Genomic DNA, 15147 nt, shown 5'->3' with positions numbered 1-15147 from the left:
AGAATGGAGGGATAGTGATGGGAACATCTACTCTGAAATCTAGTTATAAAAATACGTTTACATTAGATGGAAAGCAATATGTCTATTATGATGTGAACAAACTAAAGACCGCTGTTAGACTTCCTTTTTCAATAAAGATCTTGATAGAATCAGCACTTCGTCATTTTGATGGAAAGTACATAACAGAGCAGCATATAGACCAATTAAGAAATTGGGGTAAAAGCCAGTATGAGAAGAAAGAAGTGCCGTTTAAGCCGGAACGAATTGTCTTTCAGGATTTCACTGGTATTCCAGCAATCGTGGATTTAGCTGCGATGAGAAATGCGATTGAACGAAAAGGCGGAGATGTTTCAAAAATTAATCCTCAAATCCCTGTAGACCTTGTAATTGATCACTCTGTCATCATAGAAGACTCCGGAAACAAAGGCTCATTTTCTGCAAATGTTGAGAAGGAGTACGAAAGGAACCAAGAGAGGTACCGATTTGTACGATGGGCACAGGAGGCCTTTTCAAACTTTAGAGCAGTTCCGCCGTCGAACGGAATTATTCATCAAGTAAACCTTGAATATTTGGCAAGTTCCGTGGTGGTGAAAGAGGTAAATGGAAATTATCATGTATATCCAGATTCATTAGTTGGTACTGACTCACATACCCCAATGATCAATGGATTAGGAACCGTTGGCTGGGGAGTTGGCGGGATTGAAGCGGAAGCAGCCATGCTTGGTCAGCCTCTTTATTTTGTCATTCCAGATGTTATCGGCCTGAAATTATCAGGTGAACTTCAAGAGGGAGTGACGGCAACAGACTTGGCGTTAACAATTACCAGTTTACTTCGTCGAAAAGGGGTTGTTGGCAAGTTTGTCGAGTTTTTGGAGAAGGTCTTAAAAATATCTCGTTGACTGACCGGGCAACCATTTCAAATATGGCACCTGAGTATGGTGCCACAATGGGCTATTTTCCGGTTGATGATGTGACGATGGATTATTTAAGCCTTACTGGCCGCGGGGATATTGTGCCACTAGCAAAAGCATATTATGAAGCACAAGAGTTATATCGAACTGACTACACAATTGACCCTGATTTTACAGAAGTAATCGAACTTGATTTAGCAACAGTAAAGCCGACGGTTGCCGGTCCTAAAAGACCTCAGGATAGTGTGGAACTTGGAGCATTGAGTGAGGATTTCGCAAATACACTTATAAAGCCCATAGCAGAACGCGGCTATGGTTTACATGAGGATATTATTAAGCAGAAGGTCAAGCTAAGCGATGGTACTGAAATTGGTGCAGGTTCAATAGTGCTGGCTTCCATTACAAGCTGTACAAATACATCCAATCCAAGTGTAATGGTTGCAGCTGGTTTAGCAGCAAAGAAAGCGGTGGAACTTGGCCTGCAAAAACCTTCTTTTGTTAAAAGCAGCTTAACACCTGGCTCAAAGGTTGTGACAAAATACTTAGAGTCAGCAGGACTGCTTAGGTACCTAGAAAAGCTAGGCTTTTTCGTGGATGGATACGGATGTGCAATATGCTGTGGAAATAGTGGTGCCCTGGCTGAAGAAGTAGAGGAAGCGATAAAAGAATATGATTTAGTCGCAGCCTCCATCTTGAGCGGGAATCGAAATTTTGAGGGAAGGGTTCACCCATTAATAAAAGCAAACTATTTAAGCTCTCCACCGATTGTAATCGCCTATGCATTAGCAGGGACTGTTGCCAAAAATCTAGAAAACGATCCAATCGGAATCGGTCACAATGATAAACCAGTTTATCTCAAGGATATTTGGCCAACTTCTGAAGAAATACAGAATGTTATTTCATCCACAATTGATGAAAAGCTGTTTAGAGAGGAATATCAAGATATTTTTGAAAATGATAGATGGTCCTCCTTAAAAGCGCCTCAGGGAAACCTGTACGAATGGGACAGGAAATCGACCTATATACAGAAAGCCCCTTATTTTAATGAAGAAACAGAAAGAAAGAATGTGAGCGAACAAGTAAAAAGCTTAAAGGTTCTATTGCTGCTTGGTAACTCAATTACAACGGATCACATATCTCCAGCAGGTCATATACCTGTGAATAGCCCTGCAGGTGTTTATTTGACTGGGAAGGGGATTTCCCCGCGAGATTTTAACGCTTATGGTGCACGCAGAGGGAATCACGAAGTCATGGTAAGAGGTACATTCGCAAATATCCGTATAAAAAATAAGCTTGCAGCTGGTAAAGAAGGCGGCTACACCATCTATTTGCCTACTGGTGAAACCATGTCCGTTTACGAAGCCGCCATGAAATACAAAGAAACGAATCAGAACCTAATGATCATAGCGGGAAAAGAATACGGAACTGGCAGTTCAAGAGATTGGGCAGCAAAAGGAACATCTCTTCTGGGGGTAAAAGTAGTCTTGGCTGAAAGCTTTGAAAGAATTCACCGCAGTAATTTAGTAGGAATGGGTGTTTTACCACTGCAGTTTATTGAGGGAGAAAATGCAAGTACTTTAAATTTAGACGGAACTGAGGATTTTAGCATCAAAGGGCTTGAAGGGCAAATTGTCCCTGGCCAGGAGGTAATCATCATTGCCACTGGCCAATCCTCTAAGATTGAGTTCCGTGCAATTGTTCGTTTGGATAGCAGCGTTGAAGTAGATTACTATAACAACGGTGGAATTTTGCCTGCTGTTTTAGAAAATCTCATGCAGGAAGACCAATGATGAGGGGGAAAGGCAATGGATGAGCAGCAAATAAAACAAAAGGTTAAAGAGGTATTTGGAAAGAACGCTGAGAAATATGTAACGAGTGAATCACATGCAAAGGGAAGCGACCTGCCGTTATTAGTCGAATGGATTAAGCCTGATTCAGATTGGGTGATGCTCGATATCGCAACTGGCGGCGGGCATGTCACCAAGACACTTGCGCCCTATGTCGGAACTGTTTTTTCAACAGATCTAACAGAGGAAATGCTTGCGAATACTGCCAAGCATTTGAATGAGGAGTTCAAAAATATCTGGTATGTTGTTGCTGATGCAGAAAAACTGCCATTTCTCGAAGGCACCTTCGATTTAGTGACATGTCGAATTGCTCCTCATCACTTTCCAAATCCAGGACGGTTTATTGAAGAAGCAGGCAGAGTATTGAAGCAGGGTGGAAAGTTCTTATTAATAGATAATGTTGCGCCAGAGGATGAAGCATTGGATGAATTCATGAACATGGTAGAAAAATTAAGAGATGAAAGCCATGTAAGGGCACTATCAATCAGTCAGTGGAAAGAGTTAATGACGAAGGCGGATCTACAGGAAACAAAATCTATCAATCGCAAGAAAACCTTCCAATTCCCATCCTGGGTAGCAAGAACTGCTGGCAGCCAAGAACAAATGGAACGAGTGGAGCAATATATCTTAGATTCTAGTAAAGAAATTCAGGACTATTTTTCTGTTAAAATAAATTCAGATAATCGGGTTGAGTCCCACCAGATTGATGAATGGATGGCTTTGTATGAAAAGAAGGGTGATGATTGAGGGGGAAAAAATTAATACCCCTAGATCAGAACCACAGCTCCTTCTCCGGTAATTGGAGGAAGAACCCACAATCAAAAGGCACGATGAGCATGTTAACATACTCATCGTGCCTTTCTTGGCTCAAAGGTCTGATTGTTAGCCTTAAGGATCGTCCACTTACTTCACGTTACTTGCTCAATCTTCACCGCACAAGCCTTAAACTCAGCAGTCCCAGCCAGCGGGTCTGTTGCAGAGTTAGTCAAAACATTCGTGCTTGCCTGGTCTGGGAAGTGGAAGGACATGAAGACCAGGCCCTTTGGCTGTTTTTTGCTGATGTTGACTTTGGTTACGAGGCTTCCTCTTCTTGAGCTAACCCTTACAGGATCGCCGTCTTGCAATCCATATTTCGCTGCATCTTCTGCATGAATCTCTAATGCTTCTTCTGCGTTTTTCATTTTTTTATAATCTCTTGTTTGCACACCTGTATTATAAAATTGCAGTCTGCGCCCGGTTGTCAGCATCAAAGGAAACTCTTCATCTGGCTCCTCGGCAGGGGGCTGAAAATGGGTTGGCACGAATTTCGCCTTCATTCCTACCTTATCTGACCAGAGACGGCTATGGAGAAATGGCGTGCCTGGATGATTTTCATCAGGACATGGCCATTGCAAACCGCCTTCTTTGTCAATCCTCTCGTACGTTATACCAGCAAAATTAGGTGCAAGCTTGCGGATTTCCTCCCAAACCTCTTCCGCTGATTGATAAGTCCATTTTGCTCCCATCTTATTGGCAATATCCTGGATGATATCCTGATCATGCCGGGACACGCCTGGTCCTTTTAAAGCCGGCCGGACCCGTTGAATCCTGCGCTCAGAATTAACTAGTGTCCCGTCGTTTTCAGCCCAGCCTGTTGCCGGTAGGACCACATCCGCAAGCATCGCCGTCCTTGTCATTAAGATATCCTGGACAACGAGAAATTCGACATCTTTAAAAATCTTATCAACCTGATTCCCATTGGCGTCCGATTGAACCGGATTTTCGCCAATCACATAGACTGCCTTAATTTCTTTTTTCTCCATTGCCTCGAGCATCAGGGTTTGATGCTTTCCGATTTTTTCAGGAACCGGGGTGCCCCATACTTGTTCATGCAGTTTTCTTCCTTCAGGGTCGTCAAAATTCCAACCGCCGACAAGCCTGTTCGGCAGGGCGCCCATGTCTCCGCCACCCTGGACATTGTTTTGTCCCCTCAGCGGATTCAGTCCCGAGCCATACTTGCCGATATGACCGGTCAATAAGGCAAGATTAATCAACGCAAAGACATTTTCGGTTCCATTATGATGTTCAGTAATTCCCAGCGTCCAGCAAATCGTTGCTTTATCGGCATTTGCATATAGCCGGGCGATTTCCCGGATATCTTCCGCTGGAATGCCGGTTACTTGCTCCGCGAATTCAGGAGTATATTTTTTGACCTCTTCCTTATACTGATCAAACTGTTCTGTTGCCTTCTCAATAAACCCTTTGTGGACTAAGTCCTCTTCAATGATTACATGGCCCATCGCATTCGCCAGGACAATATCGGTTCCGACTCGGACTGGCAGCCACTTGTAGGCCAGTTTCGTCTGATCAATCTGACGGGGGTCAATGACCACCATTTTTGTTCCATTTTTGATCCCGCGGCGCATATGGTTAAAAATAATCGGGTGACATTCCTGCGTATTGCTTCCCCAGACAAGAATCACATCGGTGTCCTCAAGTTCGTCATAAGAACCTGTGGCAGCACCCGTACCAAATACAGTCACCAGACCGGTGACGCTTGGAGCGTGTCAGGTTCGGTTGCAGCTGTCGATATTATTCGTGCCAATGACGGTCCGCATGAATTTTCCCGCGAGATAGTTCAATTCATTGGTTGAACGGGAAGAGCTGAAACAGCCAAAGGCATCCGGGCCATGGTTTTCTTTGATCTCAGAAAATCTATCAGCAATCAGGGACAATGCCTCATCCCAGCTGGCTGGTGTTAACTCTCCATTTTTTCGGATCAGCGGCTGTGTCAGCCTCCGGTCACTATGAAGATATCCCCAACCGAGAGCACCTTTCACACATGTTTCCCCATGGCTCGAAGGGTTTTCCTTATATCCTTTTACTTTGCTAATCTTGTTATCTTCTGTTTCAACGACAAGACCGCATCCTGTACCGCAAAAACCGCATATCGTTTCCACTTGATTTGGTTGATCCTGCATGCCGATTTTATACCTCCTTAATCTATTACTTCTACAATTCGATCTGGTCTCGTATAGACATTTAAAGCATTGTTCCGAATAAAGCCAACCGTCGTCATTCCCAGTTCTTCTGCAAGCTCTAGTGCCATTTCCGTCGGTGCCGATTTCGATAACACCACCTCACAGCCGATTTTGGCCACTTTTGTGACAATTTCAGAGGAGATCCGTCCGCTGAACACGATGACTTTATCTTCCAAAGAAATTTGATGACGAAGGCAGTACCCGTATATTTTGTCCAAAGCATTATGGCGTCCAATATCCAGGCGGGACAGCAGGACACCGTCCCTTGTACACAGTGCCGCATTATGGACCCCGCCTGTTTCCTGGAAAACAGCTGAACGATTTTGCATCTCTTCCATTAATCGAAAACAATCTTGATAGGTTAATAGAACATTCACCTGCTTGAAATGGTGGGATAATCTCGCATCGTTAAAGAAAACAAATCCCTGTCTGCTTTTACCGCAGCAAGAGGTGATATAACGTTTCGAGTGGAATTTTTCATAAAAGGAATTGGTATAATGTGTTTTCACATGAACAAATCCTTCTTTTTCCTGGATCCATAAATCATCAATGTCGGCGAACTTCCTGATTACACCTTCTGAAGCTAAAAATCCGACGACCATATCCTCAATGTAATCAGCCGTGCAGACTAGAGTAGCAAACTCTTTTTCATTCAATTTGATCGTAAATGGCTTTTCGGTCGCAATATCATCTTCAACTTTCTCAATGTTCCCATTTACATAACGGGTAATGGTTCGTTTTGTTCTCGTCCTTGACATGATCTTTTGTTCCTCCCCCGTACGCAAACAAAATAGGGAAAAGTCTAATCTAGGCGGTTATTTCTGATTCATTTTGTTTACGAAGCTTAGCCATATCTACTCTGATCAGAAGGGAAATAACGAATGCTGCCACAAATAACCCTGCAAACACTGATAAGCTGCCGGCATAGGATCCGGTTGTATCTTTTATATAGGCGGCAAACATTGGTCCCACCAGGCCAGCTGCTGCCCATGCTGTTAAAATGTAGCCATGGATGGCTCCGAGCTGCTTTGTGCCGAATAAGTCGCCGATATAGGCAGGAATGGATGCAAATCCTCCGCCATAGCACGTATAAATGACCGCCAGCATGACCTGGAAAAGAAGGGCATTGGTCGTGTGCGGAAGCATGAAAAACAATCCGATTTGCAGGACGAAGAAAGTCGTATACGTATTTGGGCGGCCAATGAAATCTGAAATGGATGCCCAGCCAATCCGGCCCAGTCCATTGAAAATCCCGATTGCCCCAACCAGAGCAGCTGCGGCGGCTGTCCCAATTCCGATCGACTCCATCGCAAGCGGTTTTGCCACAGCTAAAATGGCGATTCCGCATGTGACATTGATGAACAGCATCAGCCATAAATACCAGAAACGGGTTGTTTTTACCGCTTCGTTCGCCGTTAGCTGAGACAGGTCCATGACTGGCTTTGCCGCACCAGACTCGACCTTCTCTTTAAAGCCCTCCGGCAACCATCCTTCAGGCGGCTTTTCCAAGTACAAAGACGATGCAGTCATTAGAATGAAGTAGGCGCTTCCTAAAATGAAAAACGTGTTTGCGACTCCAAGGCTTTCAATCAAACTGTTCATGATTGGGCTTGAAATGGCAGCAGCAAAGCCAAATCCCATGATTGCAAGTCCCGTAGCAAGCCCGCGCCGGTCAGGGAACCATTTTACCAGCGTAGAAACCGGTGCAATATAGCCGACACCAAGTCCGATCCCTCCTAGCACCCCATAAAACAGGTAAAGAAGGATTTTTGAACCTAGCAGGACGGCAAGACCAGAACCAGCAATCCCAATTCCAAAGAAAGTTGCCGCAAGCAATCCAGCCTTCCTCGGACCATGCTTTTCCACAAAATGACCCAAAAACGCAGCAGCAAGACCCAGAAACAAAATCGCGATACTAAAGGTAAGAGCCACGTCCGAATCAGACCAGCCAAATAAATCTTTCAAGGGATTCGTAAAATTACTCCAGGCATACACAGAACCAATCGAAATATGGATTCCTACAGCGGCAGCAGCAATCAACCAGCGGTTTTTCTTCGTTTCAGCCAATAAAACTATTTCCTCCTTTATAAACTTGTTTACCAGCTCTGGTATACTTTATGACGGTAAATGTTACAAAATTCTGACATTATAAAATTTATATCGGGAAACGAAAGGACAGGGGGCAGGATCAGTCCAGGACAATTCTAGGACATTAAAAATGAGTAATAGAAAATTAAGTGATAGTATGATTTTTAAAAAGTGGCTGATAAGATTGAAGGGATATGATTAATCTGTGATCAGGATAACCATGTACGTAAAACATTTGAAGCCACTGTTAAGTAATAAAGCTCCAGCGCTTTTAAAGGGGAATTACAATGCCTGTTATTGAGCATCAACAATATATTCATGCACCCATTCAGGTCTGTTTTGACCTTGCGAGGAACGTGGATATCCATACTCAAACAACCTCTAAAACAAAGGAAAGTGCGGTAGGGGGAGTGACAGAGGGATTACTAGAAGAGGGCGATACGGTTACTTGGGAAGCTGTTCATTTTGGTGTGAAACAAAGGCTGACAGCCAAGGTGACGTTTATGGAAAGACCAAAAAAGTTTGTTGATATTATGGTGAAGGGAGCCTTCCATTCCTTTGTTCATACACATCAGTTTCTTGAGAAAGGAGAAGGCACCATAATGATCGATAAATTTCAGTATAAGTCACCATTTGGCCCAATTGGCGTTTTAGCCGATAAGTTGTTTTTGGAGAGGTATATGAGAAATTTCATTGTTTCTCGTGCAGAGGCACTAAGAGATATTGCCGAAAATGTTGATGTCGGAAATTAAGCCGTGAGAGACAAATAGGGTTAAAAGTAAGAAAATTTTATAAAATCAAACAAAACACCTGCACAACCAGGCATCCTTTTTTATAATAAGAGAAAGAGGAGAGGAGTGTTTTCATGGTACATACTATAGCAAAAGAGCAATATTTCTATGCATTCAGCAAGGAGAATAAATCAGCGCTAAAGGTGCCTTCGGGTTCACAGGTAGTGATTGAAACGTACGATTGTTTCCAAAACCAGATTCAGAGTAACGATGCAGCGTTCAATTCAATTGACTGGAATCAGATTAACCCGGCTACTGGATCAATATATGTAGAAGGTGCCCAGCCGGGCGATATCCTTAAGGTGAAGATCGACAATATTGAATTGGGGAATCAGGGAGTGATGGCAACCGGTCCGGGACTTGGCGTTATGGGCCACCGAATCGATGAGTTTACGGTTAAAGTGATCCCGATTGAAAATGGCAAGGCGGTCTTTAATGAAAAGCTCCAGCTTCCTTTGAATCCGATGATCGGTGTAATTGGCGTGGCTCCTGAAGCAGATCCTGTTTCATGCGGCACTCCAGGGGCTCACGGAGGAAATATGGACACGACATCGGTCACGACTGGTGCAACGCTTTATTTCCCGGTATTCCAGGAAGGAGCCTTGTTTGGCCTCGGCGATTTGCATGCAGCGATGGGAGACGGAGAAATTGGCGTTTCAGGCATTGAGATTCCTGGAAAAGTAACCGTTACACTTGAAGTCGTCAAAGGGAAGAGTATTCCTTACCCATTCCTTGAAAATGAAGAGGGGATGGCTGTTCTAGTTTCGAAAGAGACGCTGGATGAAGCGGCCAAAGCAGCTGTGGAGATTTTCATTGATACTTTGCAGCCCCACACAGATTTGAGCCTGGCTGAACTGACCATGCTTATGAGTGCCGTTGGCCAGGTCCAGGTATCGCAAATTGTCGACCCGCTTTTGACAGCGAGATTCCTAGTCCCAAGACATGTGCTTGATGCCTATCAAGTGAAACTATTCTAGGATGGGAAAAGTCAGTCGACATTAATTTCTGGGGTATATGAACGCACAGATCAGATGAAAGCCAGTGCCCATAGACGGGACACTGGCTTCTCCATTGCCTTTTAAAATTTTATTTTTAATAATATGCTTTTCGTAATAAAACGAATAAGTAGCAACCCGATTAACATAATAATACCAGTTGCAATAATCGCGAAATTCCTTCCAAAAGGGTTAAACCAGGAAGGATTTGGAGGAGTGATAAACTCTGTACCCAAAAAAACTGATATTAATATAGTAATAATGTTAGCCAAGATAATCACATGGACTTTTAATTTGCATGATAAGAGACCTGCCACAACGACAAATAATAACGTGCCTGACAGCAGAATAGCAGGTCTTGGGGAGAGAGCAATTTCAAGGTAATGAAACAAAAATGGACTAGGAATTAACGAAACTACGAACCATAGCGATTTGATAGAATTTCCTCCTCACTGTGTAATAATCATTGATCGAAGAAGAGAAGGTGACACTTTTTTAGGGGAGCGTGCTTGGGGCCGCTCACTCATGATGAAAGTCCTCGATTTCGCCATTTTTTAAAAAGCAAAAGCTTCCCAACGGATATTTAGCTTCTTTTTTGGCTAAATCAAGTGACATATTTTTATAGCTGCCATACACATCTACTTCATTTTCTGACCTGTCATATACATATTCATATCGAATCTCTGGATCATCATTGTAATACACCATTTTTGTCCAGCCGGATTTATAGTTGAAAGAGCTTTGCTCTACTTTTCCCTCAGATAAATTTACTTTCTGAAATTCCATCGCTTTTGTAATCCGGCTGTCAGCTGTTTTTTCATAGTGGAACATATTGATCTTGAAAATGAGAAAGCCTGCGAAAAATACGATGACAAAGTAGGTTAGTATGATCCAGAACCTTTTCATTATTACGAGCTTCTCAAAGTGTAAATTTACACTTTAATTATATATTTTTCCATTTGTGAGTTCAATAACTATTTCATTTCCTTAAATAAAAAAGACGGCTCAAGTGCACCAAAAATCAGATCATTAGTCCGATTTTTGGGACACGAGAAACGTCCCCATGTTTCGCTTATTGTTGATCATCTCAATTAGTTTAATCACTTCCAGGGTTTCTTCTTTTGGTACTGGAGATTTTTTTGACTGGAAGAACTGGATGACTTGTTCTAATAAACAAGCGTAGAAAGGCTTGGTATCTTTTTTGATATCGACGTGCTGGAATCTGTCTTTGGTATGGAGGGTTGCTCCGAATCTCGAGTGCCATTCGTACTCTCCCCGTATGGTGGCGTGTCTGCCATCTTCCCACTCGACAAGGACCGTTTCGTGATCGTTGCTTGTTTTTACCGTTACATTATTTGCTCCTATTCCCATTGCGGTGATGACCATTTCGATCATATGAATACCATACCAGAAGTAGCCAGGCATGGTGGGCTGCATCGGTAGGGGGCCATGAACATATATTGAACTGATTTCATCTTTCTTGTTTTCGATTGCCACTTTTAATGAATCTGCATAACGCAGGGAGGAGGAACTCATAATCGGGATGTTATGCTTTTCAGCCAAGGCGTATATCTCCCTTGCCTCTGCCATGGAAAGTGCAAGCGGCTTATCAAGAAACACAGGAATCTTATAAGGGACCAGTTGTTTAAATAATTCAAGATGCTTCCGGCCGTCAACGGCTGTTAATAGAATTGCATCACTGGCTTGGGCCGTTTCTGCAATCGAGCTGGTAATCTTGACCGAAAGTTCATCACGCAGTGTTTCTGTATAACCCTGAACTCGGTCTTTGCTAATTGGCAGATCCTCGGAATAGAAGGGAAAGGCAAAGGCAACCGTGCCTCCTTCTACATGAAAAGGGTGTTCTGGTTCGTTTAACAGCTTTGTAAATTCAAGGCAATGAGAAGTATCGAGGCCGATCATGCCAATTGTTAATGGTCGCATTCATCTATCCTCCTTATAATTTTAAAAGATTACTGTCATTGAGACGGTACACTTGTCTCGGCCTGCCTCGTGTCGACATTTTCTCCATTCCGATAATGGAAATAAGCTCAGCATCGAGCCATTTCAAGATGATTCGGTGGGCACTGCGGGCCGTTATTCCAAGTGTTTCGGCTAGTTCATGCGCTGTGAACTGGCTGTCCTTCTTCCGTTTAACTAAAGAAATGAGTTTTTGCTGATAGACCGCTGACATCCCGGCTTCTTCTGCTTTTTTTAACAAGGTCTCATCCGTGATATACAATGGATAGGCTATTGGGGCAGACACCTCTACTGGTCCGAACACGCTGCGGTCCTCTTTTACAATGAAGCAGCTTTCTCCTCCGAAGTCTTTAGCCTGCATGAGTGCAATACGGGCATGTGTGCCAGCTTCGTTCGCGGACAACCCGAACCCTACCCCCATCGATAATTTCATTTTCAGCTGTTTTTTTGCCTCGTTAATAAGAGGGATCCATTTGTAGCCCTGCGTAATTCGTTCGAAGACTCCTCGCGTTGTAATGAACATATACTCATTGCCGCTGAGTGGGGTAAGATGTCCTTCGAGCTGTTCCACATAGTCCAATATCATCCGGTATAAGCGGAGGTTCTGCCTCTGGATCAGATGCTCTGAAGTCATTTGATTCACGATTTCATGGTAGGCATCTATTTGAATCATCCCAAACACAATCTGAGATTCCCGATTCCTCCGTTTTTTCGTTGATAAAAGGGTCCGTTCAAGCGTCACGATAATATCATCGATAGTTGGCACTGCCCACTGATTTGGAATGTTCAGTCTCGTTAACTCGTCTGCCACCATCTTGACACCGGTAATCGCTCCATTCGTTTTTCCACAAATGAAGGAATTTTGGTGGAAGGAGATCATCTCTTCGATACGTTCTAAATGGAAGGTTTCTTCATAAAAGCAGACATTAAAGTCTTCGTTCAATTCTCTTAGTGCCCGATTAACTTCTGCAGAAGGCATTGTATCAATCGAAAGGCCAATAACCCTGGGCTGGGTCTGCTTGATTTTATATAAAGCTTTGTATAGTCCAGATCCTTTTAACGGGATATAGTGGGCAGGGATATGTGAAGGAATATCAGGTTTGGAGAGGGAATAGGGCGACCACCCTGAATATAAAAGAACATCAACCTGGTCTGCCAGTTCTCTTGTGAAGGCTGGTGCGTCGAGTATTTGGTTTGATAAGCGGAAAATAGGCTGGAAATTTGGGAACATTTGAAGACACTCTCTGATCTTTTCGAAAAGAACTTCAGGACCGATGACCCCGATTTGAATTTGGCTCTGCATGCTATCCCTCCGGTAAAACTGAACACACTTCAGGCAGGAAGAAGTTCAGGAAATATGGCTTTTTAATAGTAGTCTGTTAGTGACAAAAGGTGCTTTTTAAACAACGATTATCACTAACAGAGCTTCTTGCAACGGGTCATTAGGCTATTTTGTTGATTCAAAAAGGATTTGTTTTACAAAGGCATCGTCATTCAAGTGCGGGTAGTCTTGATAAATCCGGTCAATCTCGTTATCTTGGCCAGTACTCAGTTTTTCCTTATCAAGCAGGCACCAGTTTCCCTTAATAAGACCTTGCCGAGCAAGTACCTCGTTGATACCAGCGATGCATCCTTTAAAGCTGTTGGCTGAATCAAAGAATACAGCATTTGCATCTGTGATTTCCTGTCCTTTTGTCAGGAGGGAAGCAGGGATAGTATCCTGGTCTCGGACAGCTTTGATTTCATCGAACAATTCCACAGCTTTTTTCGTCCAGACAGCCCAGTGTCCAAGCAAGCCGCCAATTATCTGCTTTTTGACAGGTTGACCGTTGACATTGACCTGGTAAGTTGTTAACAGGTCGTTGACAATATTATCATCGTTGCCTGTGTACAGGGCGATTTCTTCACAGCGTGAAGAATGGCAAACGGCTCTTACGACATCAAGTGTCTGATAGCGGTTAAAAGGGGCGATTTTAATCGCTTGGACGTTCGGGATTTCGGCAAACTCTTTCCAGAATTCATAGGAAAAGGGTCGTCCGCCTACCGATGGCTGTAAGTAAAAACCGAAAACTGGAATCACGTCTGCGACCTTTCTGGTCCTGTCGAGAAGCTCTGCTTCCGAGAGCCCAGATAAACCGCCATTGCTAAGCAATCCCATATCGTAGCCCAATCCTTTGGCAATTTGCGCTTCTTCAACCGCCTGATCGGCTGGTCCGCATATACCTGCGATTTTGATGAATGGGCGAGTAAGGTTCTTCTTGTTAACTTCTTCTACAGCAAGGCGCAAAACCCTTTCATAAAGATTGAATTCAGGGTCCCTGATTTCAAATTGAGTGGTATGCACACCGACGGCAATTCCCCCAGCGCCAGCATCCATATAGTAGTTCGTCAGCCTTCTTTGGCTGTCTTCGTCGAGGCTACGGTCCTCGTTCAATGCCAGTGGGTGAGCAGGGATGACGGTACCCTCAAACAATAGCTGTTTAATATTTTCATTCAACATATTAAAAAGCTCCTTGGCGTTCTTGAAAATGCGTCGGCTTGTTCAGGACATATCCATCTTCCTTGACCCAGTCCGCAGTCCAGGAAATCATTTGGTTCAAAGACACTTTAGGATATCCGAACAGCTGGTGTGCTTTGGCAGAGTTATTCAACAGCGCGGTAGGCTGTTCTTCATTCACGAATAAGACTTCCTTATTGAAGGCCTTGCCAAATTGTTCTGCAAGCCATCTGATAGAAATCGTCTCAGGGCCAGTCGCATTCAGGATTGCTGGCGGACTGTCGGCCAGTAACAGGGAGCGAAGAGCATATTCATTGGCATCGCCCTGCCAGATGACATTCACATGTCCCATCGTTAAATCAATTGTTTTTCCTTCATATACCTGGCGGGCAATTTCGAGTAAGACCCCATAGCGCATATCAATTGCGTAATTCAGTCGGAAGATTGTCATCGGTGTGTTGTTTCGATGGGAGAAGTTCGTGAAGATTCGCTCCCTTCCGAGACAGGATTGCGCGTACTCGCCAATTGGATTGACAGGGTGCTCTTCATCACATCCAGCTTGCGAAACTGGTACAAGAGGGTAGACATTGCCTGTTGAAAAAACAACAATTTTGGAATCCTTAAACTTCTCGGCTACGCGTCCTGGCAGGTAGGCATTCATTCCCCAAGTGTAATGTTCATTGCCTTTTGTTCCGAATTTATTCCCGGCCATATAGATTATGTTTTTGACGTCTGGCAGATTTTGAAGATGATCGTCATTTAAGAGATCTGCGGCAATTGTTTCTACGCCAGCAGCTTCTAGCTCTTCCTGTAGAGTGCCGGAAGAAAATCTAGAGACCCCAATGACTTTCTTTGCTGAATTTCCTTTTCTCAGTGCACGGACAGCCATTTTTGCCAGCGTCGGCCCCATCTTTCCTCCCACGCCAAGGATGAGGATGTCGCCATCAAGGCTGCACAAATCGTTGATCAATTCTTCCGAGGGAATAGTCATGACTTCTTCAATTTCTGCAATTGTTTTCAT

11 protein-coding genes and 2 pseudogenes are annotated in these 15147 nt (G+C 43.7%); 4 read left to right on the top strand and 9 right to left on the bottom strand.

The genetic code is table 11. The features are described 5' to 3' along the window. The first annotated feature begins 17 nt into the window (after positions 1 to 17). Both acnA and FOF60_RS22445 read left to right on the top strand, forming a co-directional pair. Positions 18 to 2701, top strand: a pseudogene (acnA, locus tag FOF60_RS22450) (aconitate hydratase AcnA). Between the two features lie 15 nt (positions 2702 to 2716). Continuing rightward, a complete protein-coding gene (locus FOF60_RS22445) occupies positions 2717 to 3505 on the top strand; it encodes a class I SAM-dependent methyltransferase (protein WP_192470987.1) in 789 nt (262 codons plus the stop codon). 161 nt (positions 3506 to 3666) lie between these two features. Here FOF60_RS22445 and fdhF read toward each other — a convergent pair whose 3' ends face one another. The 4 genes and pseudogenes from fdhF to FOF60_RS22425 all read right to left on the bottom strand — a co-directional run bounded on the left by fdhF (position 3667) and on the right by FOF60_RS22425 (position 7845). Then, complete coding sequence (fdhF, locus tag FOF60_RS22435; RefSeq protein WP_413632912.1) at positions 3667 to 5577, bottom strand: formate dehydrogenase subunit alpha; 1911 nt, start codon at positions 5575 to 5577, stop codon at positions 3667 to 3669. Next, a pseudogene (locus FOF60_RS24600) lies at positions 5557 to 5718 on the bottom strand (hypothetical protein); the annotation flags it as partial. The pseudogene FOF60_RS24600 and the gene fdhF, both read right to left, overlap by 21 nt. A gap of 17 nt (positions 5719 to 5735) precedes the next feature. Continuing rightward, complete coding sequence (gene fdhD, locus FOF60_RS22430) at positions 5736 to 6536, bottom strand: formate dehydrogenase accessory sulfurtransferase FdhD (RefSeq protein ID WP_192470989.1); 801 nt, start codon at positions 6534 to 6536, stop codon at positions 5736 to 5738. Positions 6537 to 6585: 49 nt separating this feature from the next. Then, positions 6586 to 7845 carry an L-lactate MFS transporter gene (locus FOF60_RS22425; RefSeq protein WP_192470990.1) on the bottom strand — a complete coding sequence of 420 codons (1260 nt, stop codon included), beginning with the start codon at positions 7843 to 7845 and terminating at the stop codon, positions 6586 to 6588. Positions 7846 to 8153: 308 nt separating this feature from the next. Here FOF60_RS22425 and FOF60_RS22420 point away from each other — a divergent pair, with 308 nt between their 5' ends. Then, the gene (locus FOF60_RS22420; RefSeq protein WP_192470991.1) at positions 8154 to 8618 is read left to right on the top strand and encodes an SRPBCC family protein; all 465 of its coding nucleotides are present in this window, start codon (positions 8154 to 8156) and stop codon (positions 8616 to 8618) included. Positions 8619 to 8731: 113 nt separating this feature from the next. Beyond that, a complete protein-coding gene (locus FOF60_RS22415) occupies positions 8732 to 9634 on the top strand; it encodes an acetamidase/formamidase family protein (RefSeq protein WP_192470992.1) in 903 nt (300 codons plus the stop codon). A gap of 537 nt (positions 9635 to 10171) precedes the next feature. On the opposite strand, the gene FOF60_RS22410 is transcribed toward FOF60_RS22415, so the two are convergent. The 5 genes from FOF60_RS22410 to FOF60_RS22390 form a co-directional block, all read right to left on the bottom strand. Beyond that, entirely contained in the window at positions 10172 to 10558 is a 387-nt protein-coding gene (locus tag FOF60_RS22410) for a DUF3139 domain-containing protein (protein ID WP_192470993.1), read from the bottom strand. Positions 10559 to 10681: 123 nt separating this feature from the next. Further along, positions 10682 to 11593, bottom strand: a complete 912-nt coding sequence (locus FOF60_RS22405) for a Gfo/Idh/MocA family protein (protein ID WP_192470994.1) — start codon at positions 11591 to 11593, stop codon at positions 10682 to 10684. A gap of 13 nt (positions 11594 to 11606) precedes the next feature. After that, the gene (locus tag FOF60_RS22400) at positions 11607 to 12932 is read right to left on the bottom strand and encodes a GGDEF domain-containing protein (RefSeq protein WP_192470995.1); all 1326 of its coding nucleotides are present in this window, start codon (positions 12930 to 12932) and stop codon (positions 11607 to 11609) included. Between the two features lie 144 nt (positions 12933 to 13076). Beyond that, positions 13077 to 14129 carry a dihydrodipicolinate synthase family protein gene (locus FOF60_RS22395; RefSeq protein ID WP_192470996.1) on the bottom strand — a complete coding sequence of 351 codons (1053 nt, stop codon included), beginning with the start codon at positions 14127 to 14129 and terminating at the stop codon, positions 13077 to 13079. Between the two features lies 1 nt (position 14130). Beyond that, positions 14131 to 15147: an NAD-dependent epimerase/dehydratase family protein gene (locus FOF60_RS22390; RefSeq protein WP_192470997.1), complete on the bottom strand. Its 1017-nt coding sequence runs from the start codon at positions 15145 to 15147 to the stop codon at positions 14131 to 14133.

This window comes from Mesobacillus jeotgali (assembly GCF_014856545.2).
In the GTDB taxonomy this organism is placed as follows: domain Bacteria; phylum Bacillota; class Bacilli; order Bacillales; family Cytobacillaceae; genus Mesobacillus.
Note: the sequence above shows the minus strand (reverse complement) of the source record. Positions and strands in the feature narration are given on the sequence as shown.

Bases quoted from the DNA above. Each gene is read 5' to 3' on its own strand.
- FOF60_RS22445 (WP_192470987.1), top strand. From the start codon at position 2,717: ATGGATGAGCAGCAAATAAAACAAAAGGTTAAAGAGGTATTTGGAAAG.
- fdhD (WP_192470989.1), bottom strand. From the start codon at position 6,536: ATGTCAAGGACGAGAACAAAACGAACCATTACCCGTTATGTAAATGGG.
- FOF60_RS22420 (WP_192470991.1), top strand. From the start codon at position 8,154: ATGCCTGTTATTGAGCATCAACAATATATTCATGCACCCATTCAGGTC.
- FOF60_RS22415 (WP_192470992.1), top strand. From the start codon at position 8,732: ATGGTACATACTATAGCAAAAGAGCAATATTTCTATGCATTCAGCAAG.
- FOF60_RS22410 (WP_192470993.1), bottom strand. From the start codon at position 10,558: ATGAAAAGGTTCTGGATCATACTAACCTACTTTGTCATCGTATTTTTC.
- FOF60_RS22405 (WP_192470994.1), bottom strand. From the start codon at position 11,593: ATGCGACCATTAACAATTGGCATGATCGGCCTCGATACTTCTCATTGC.
- FOF60_RS22400 (WP_192470995.1), bottom strand. From the start codon at position 12,932: ATGCAGAGCCAAATTCAAATCGGGGTCATCGGTCCTGAAGTTCTTTTC.
- FOF60_RS22395 (WP_192470996.1), bottom strand. From the start codon at position 14,129: ATGTTGAATGAAAATATTAAACAGCTATTGTTTGAGGGTACCGTCATC.
- FOF60_RS22390 (WP_192470997.1), bottom strand. From the start codon at position 15,147: ATGAAAACAATTGCAGAAATTGAAGAAGTCATGACTATTCCCTCGGAA.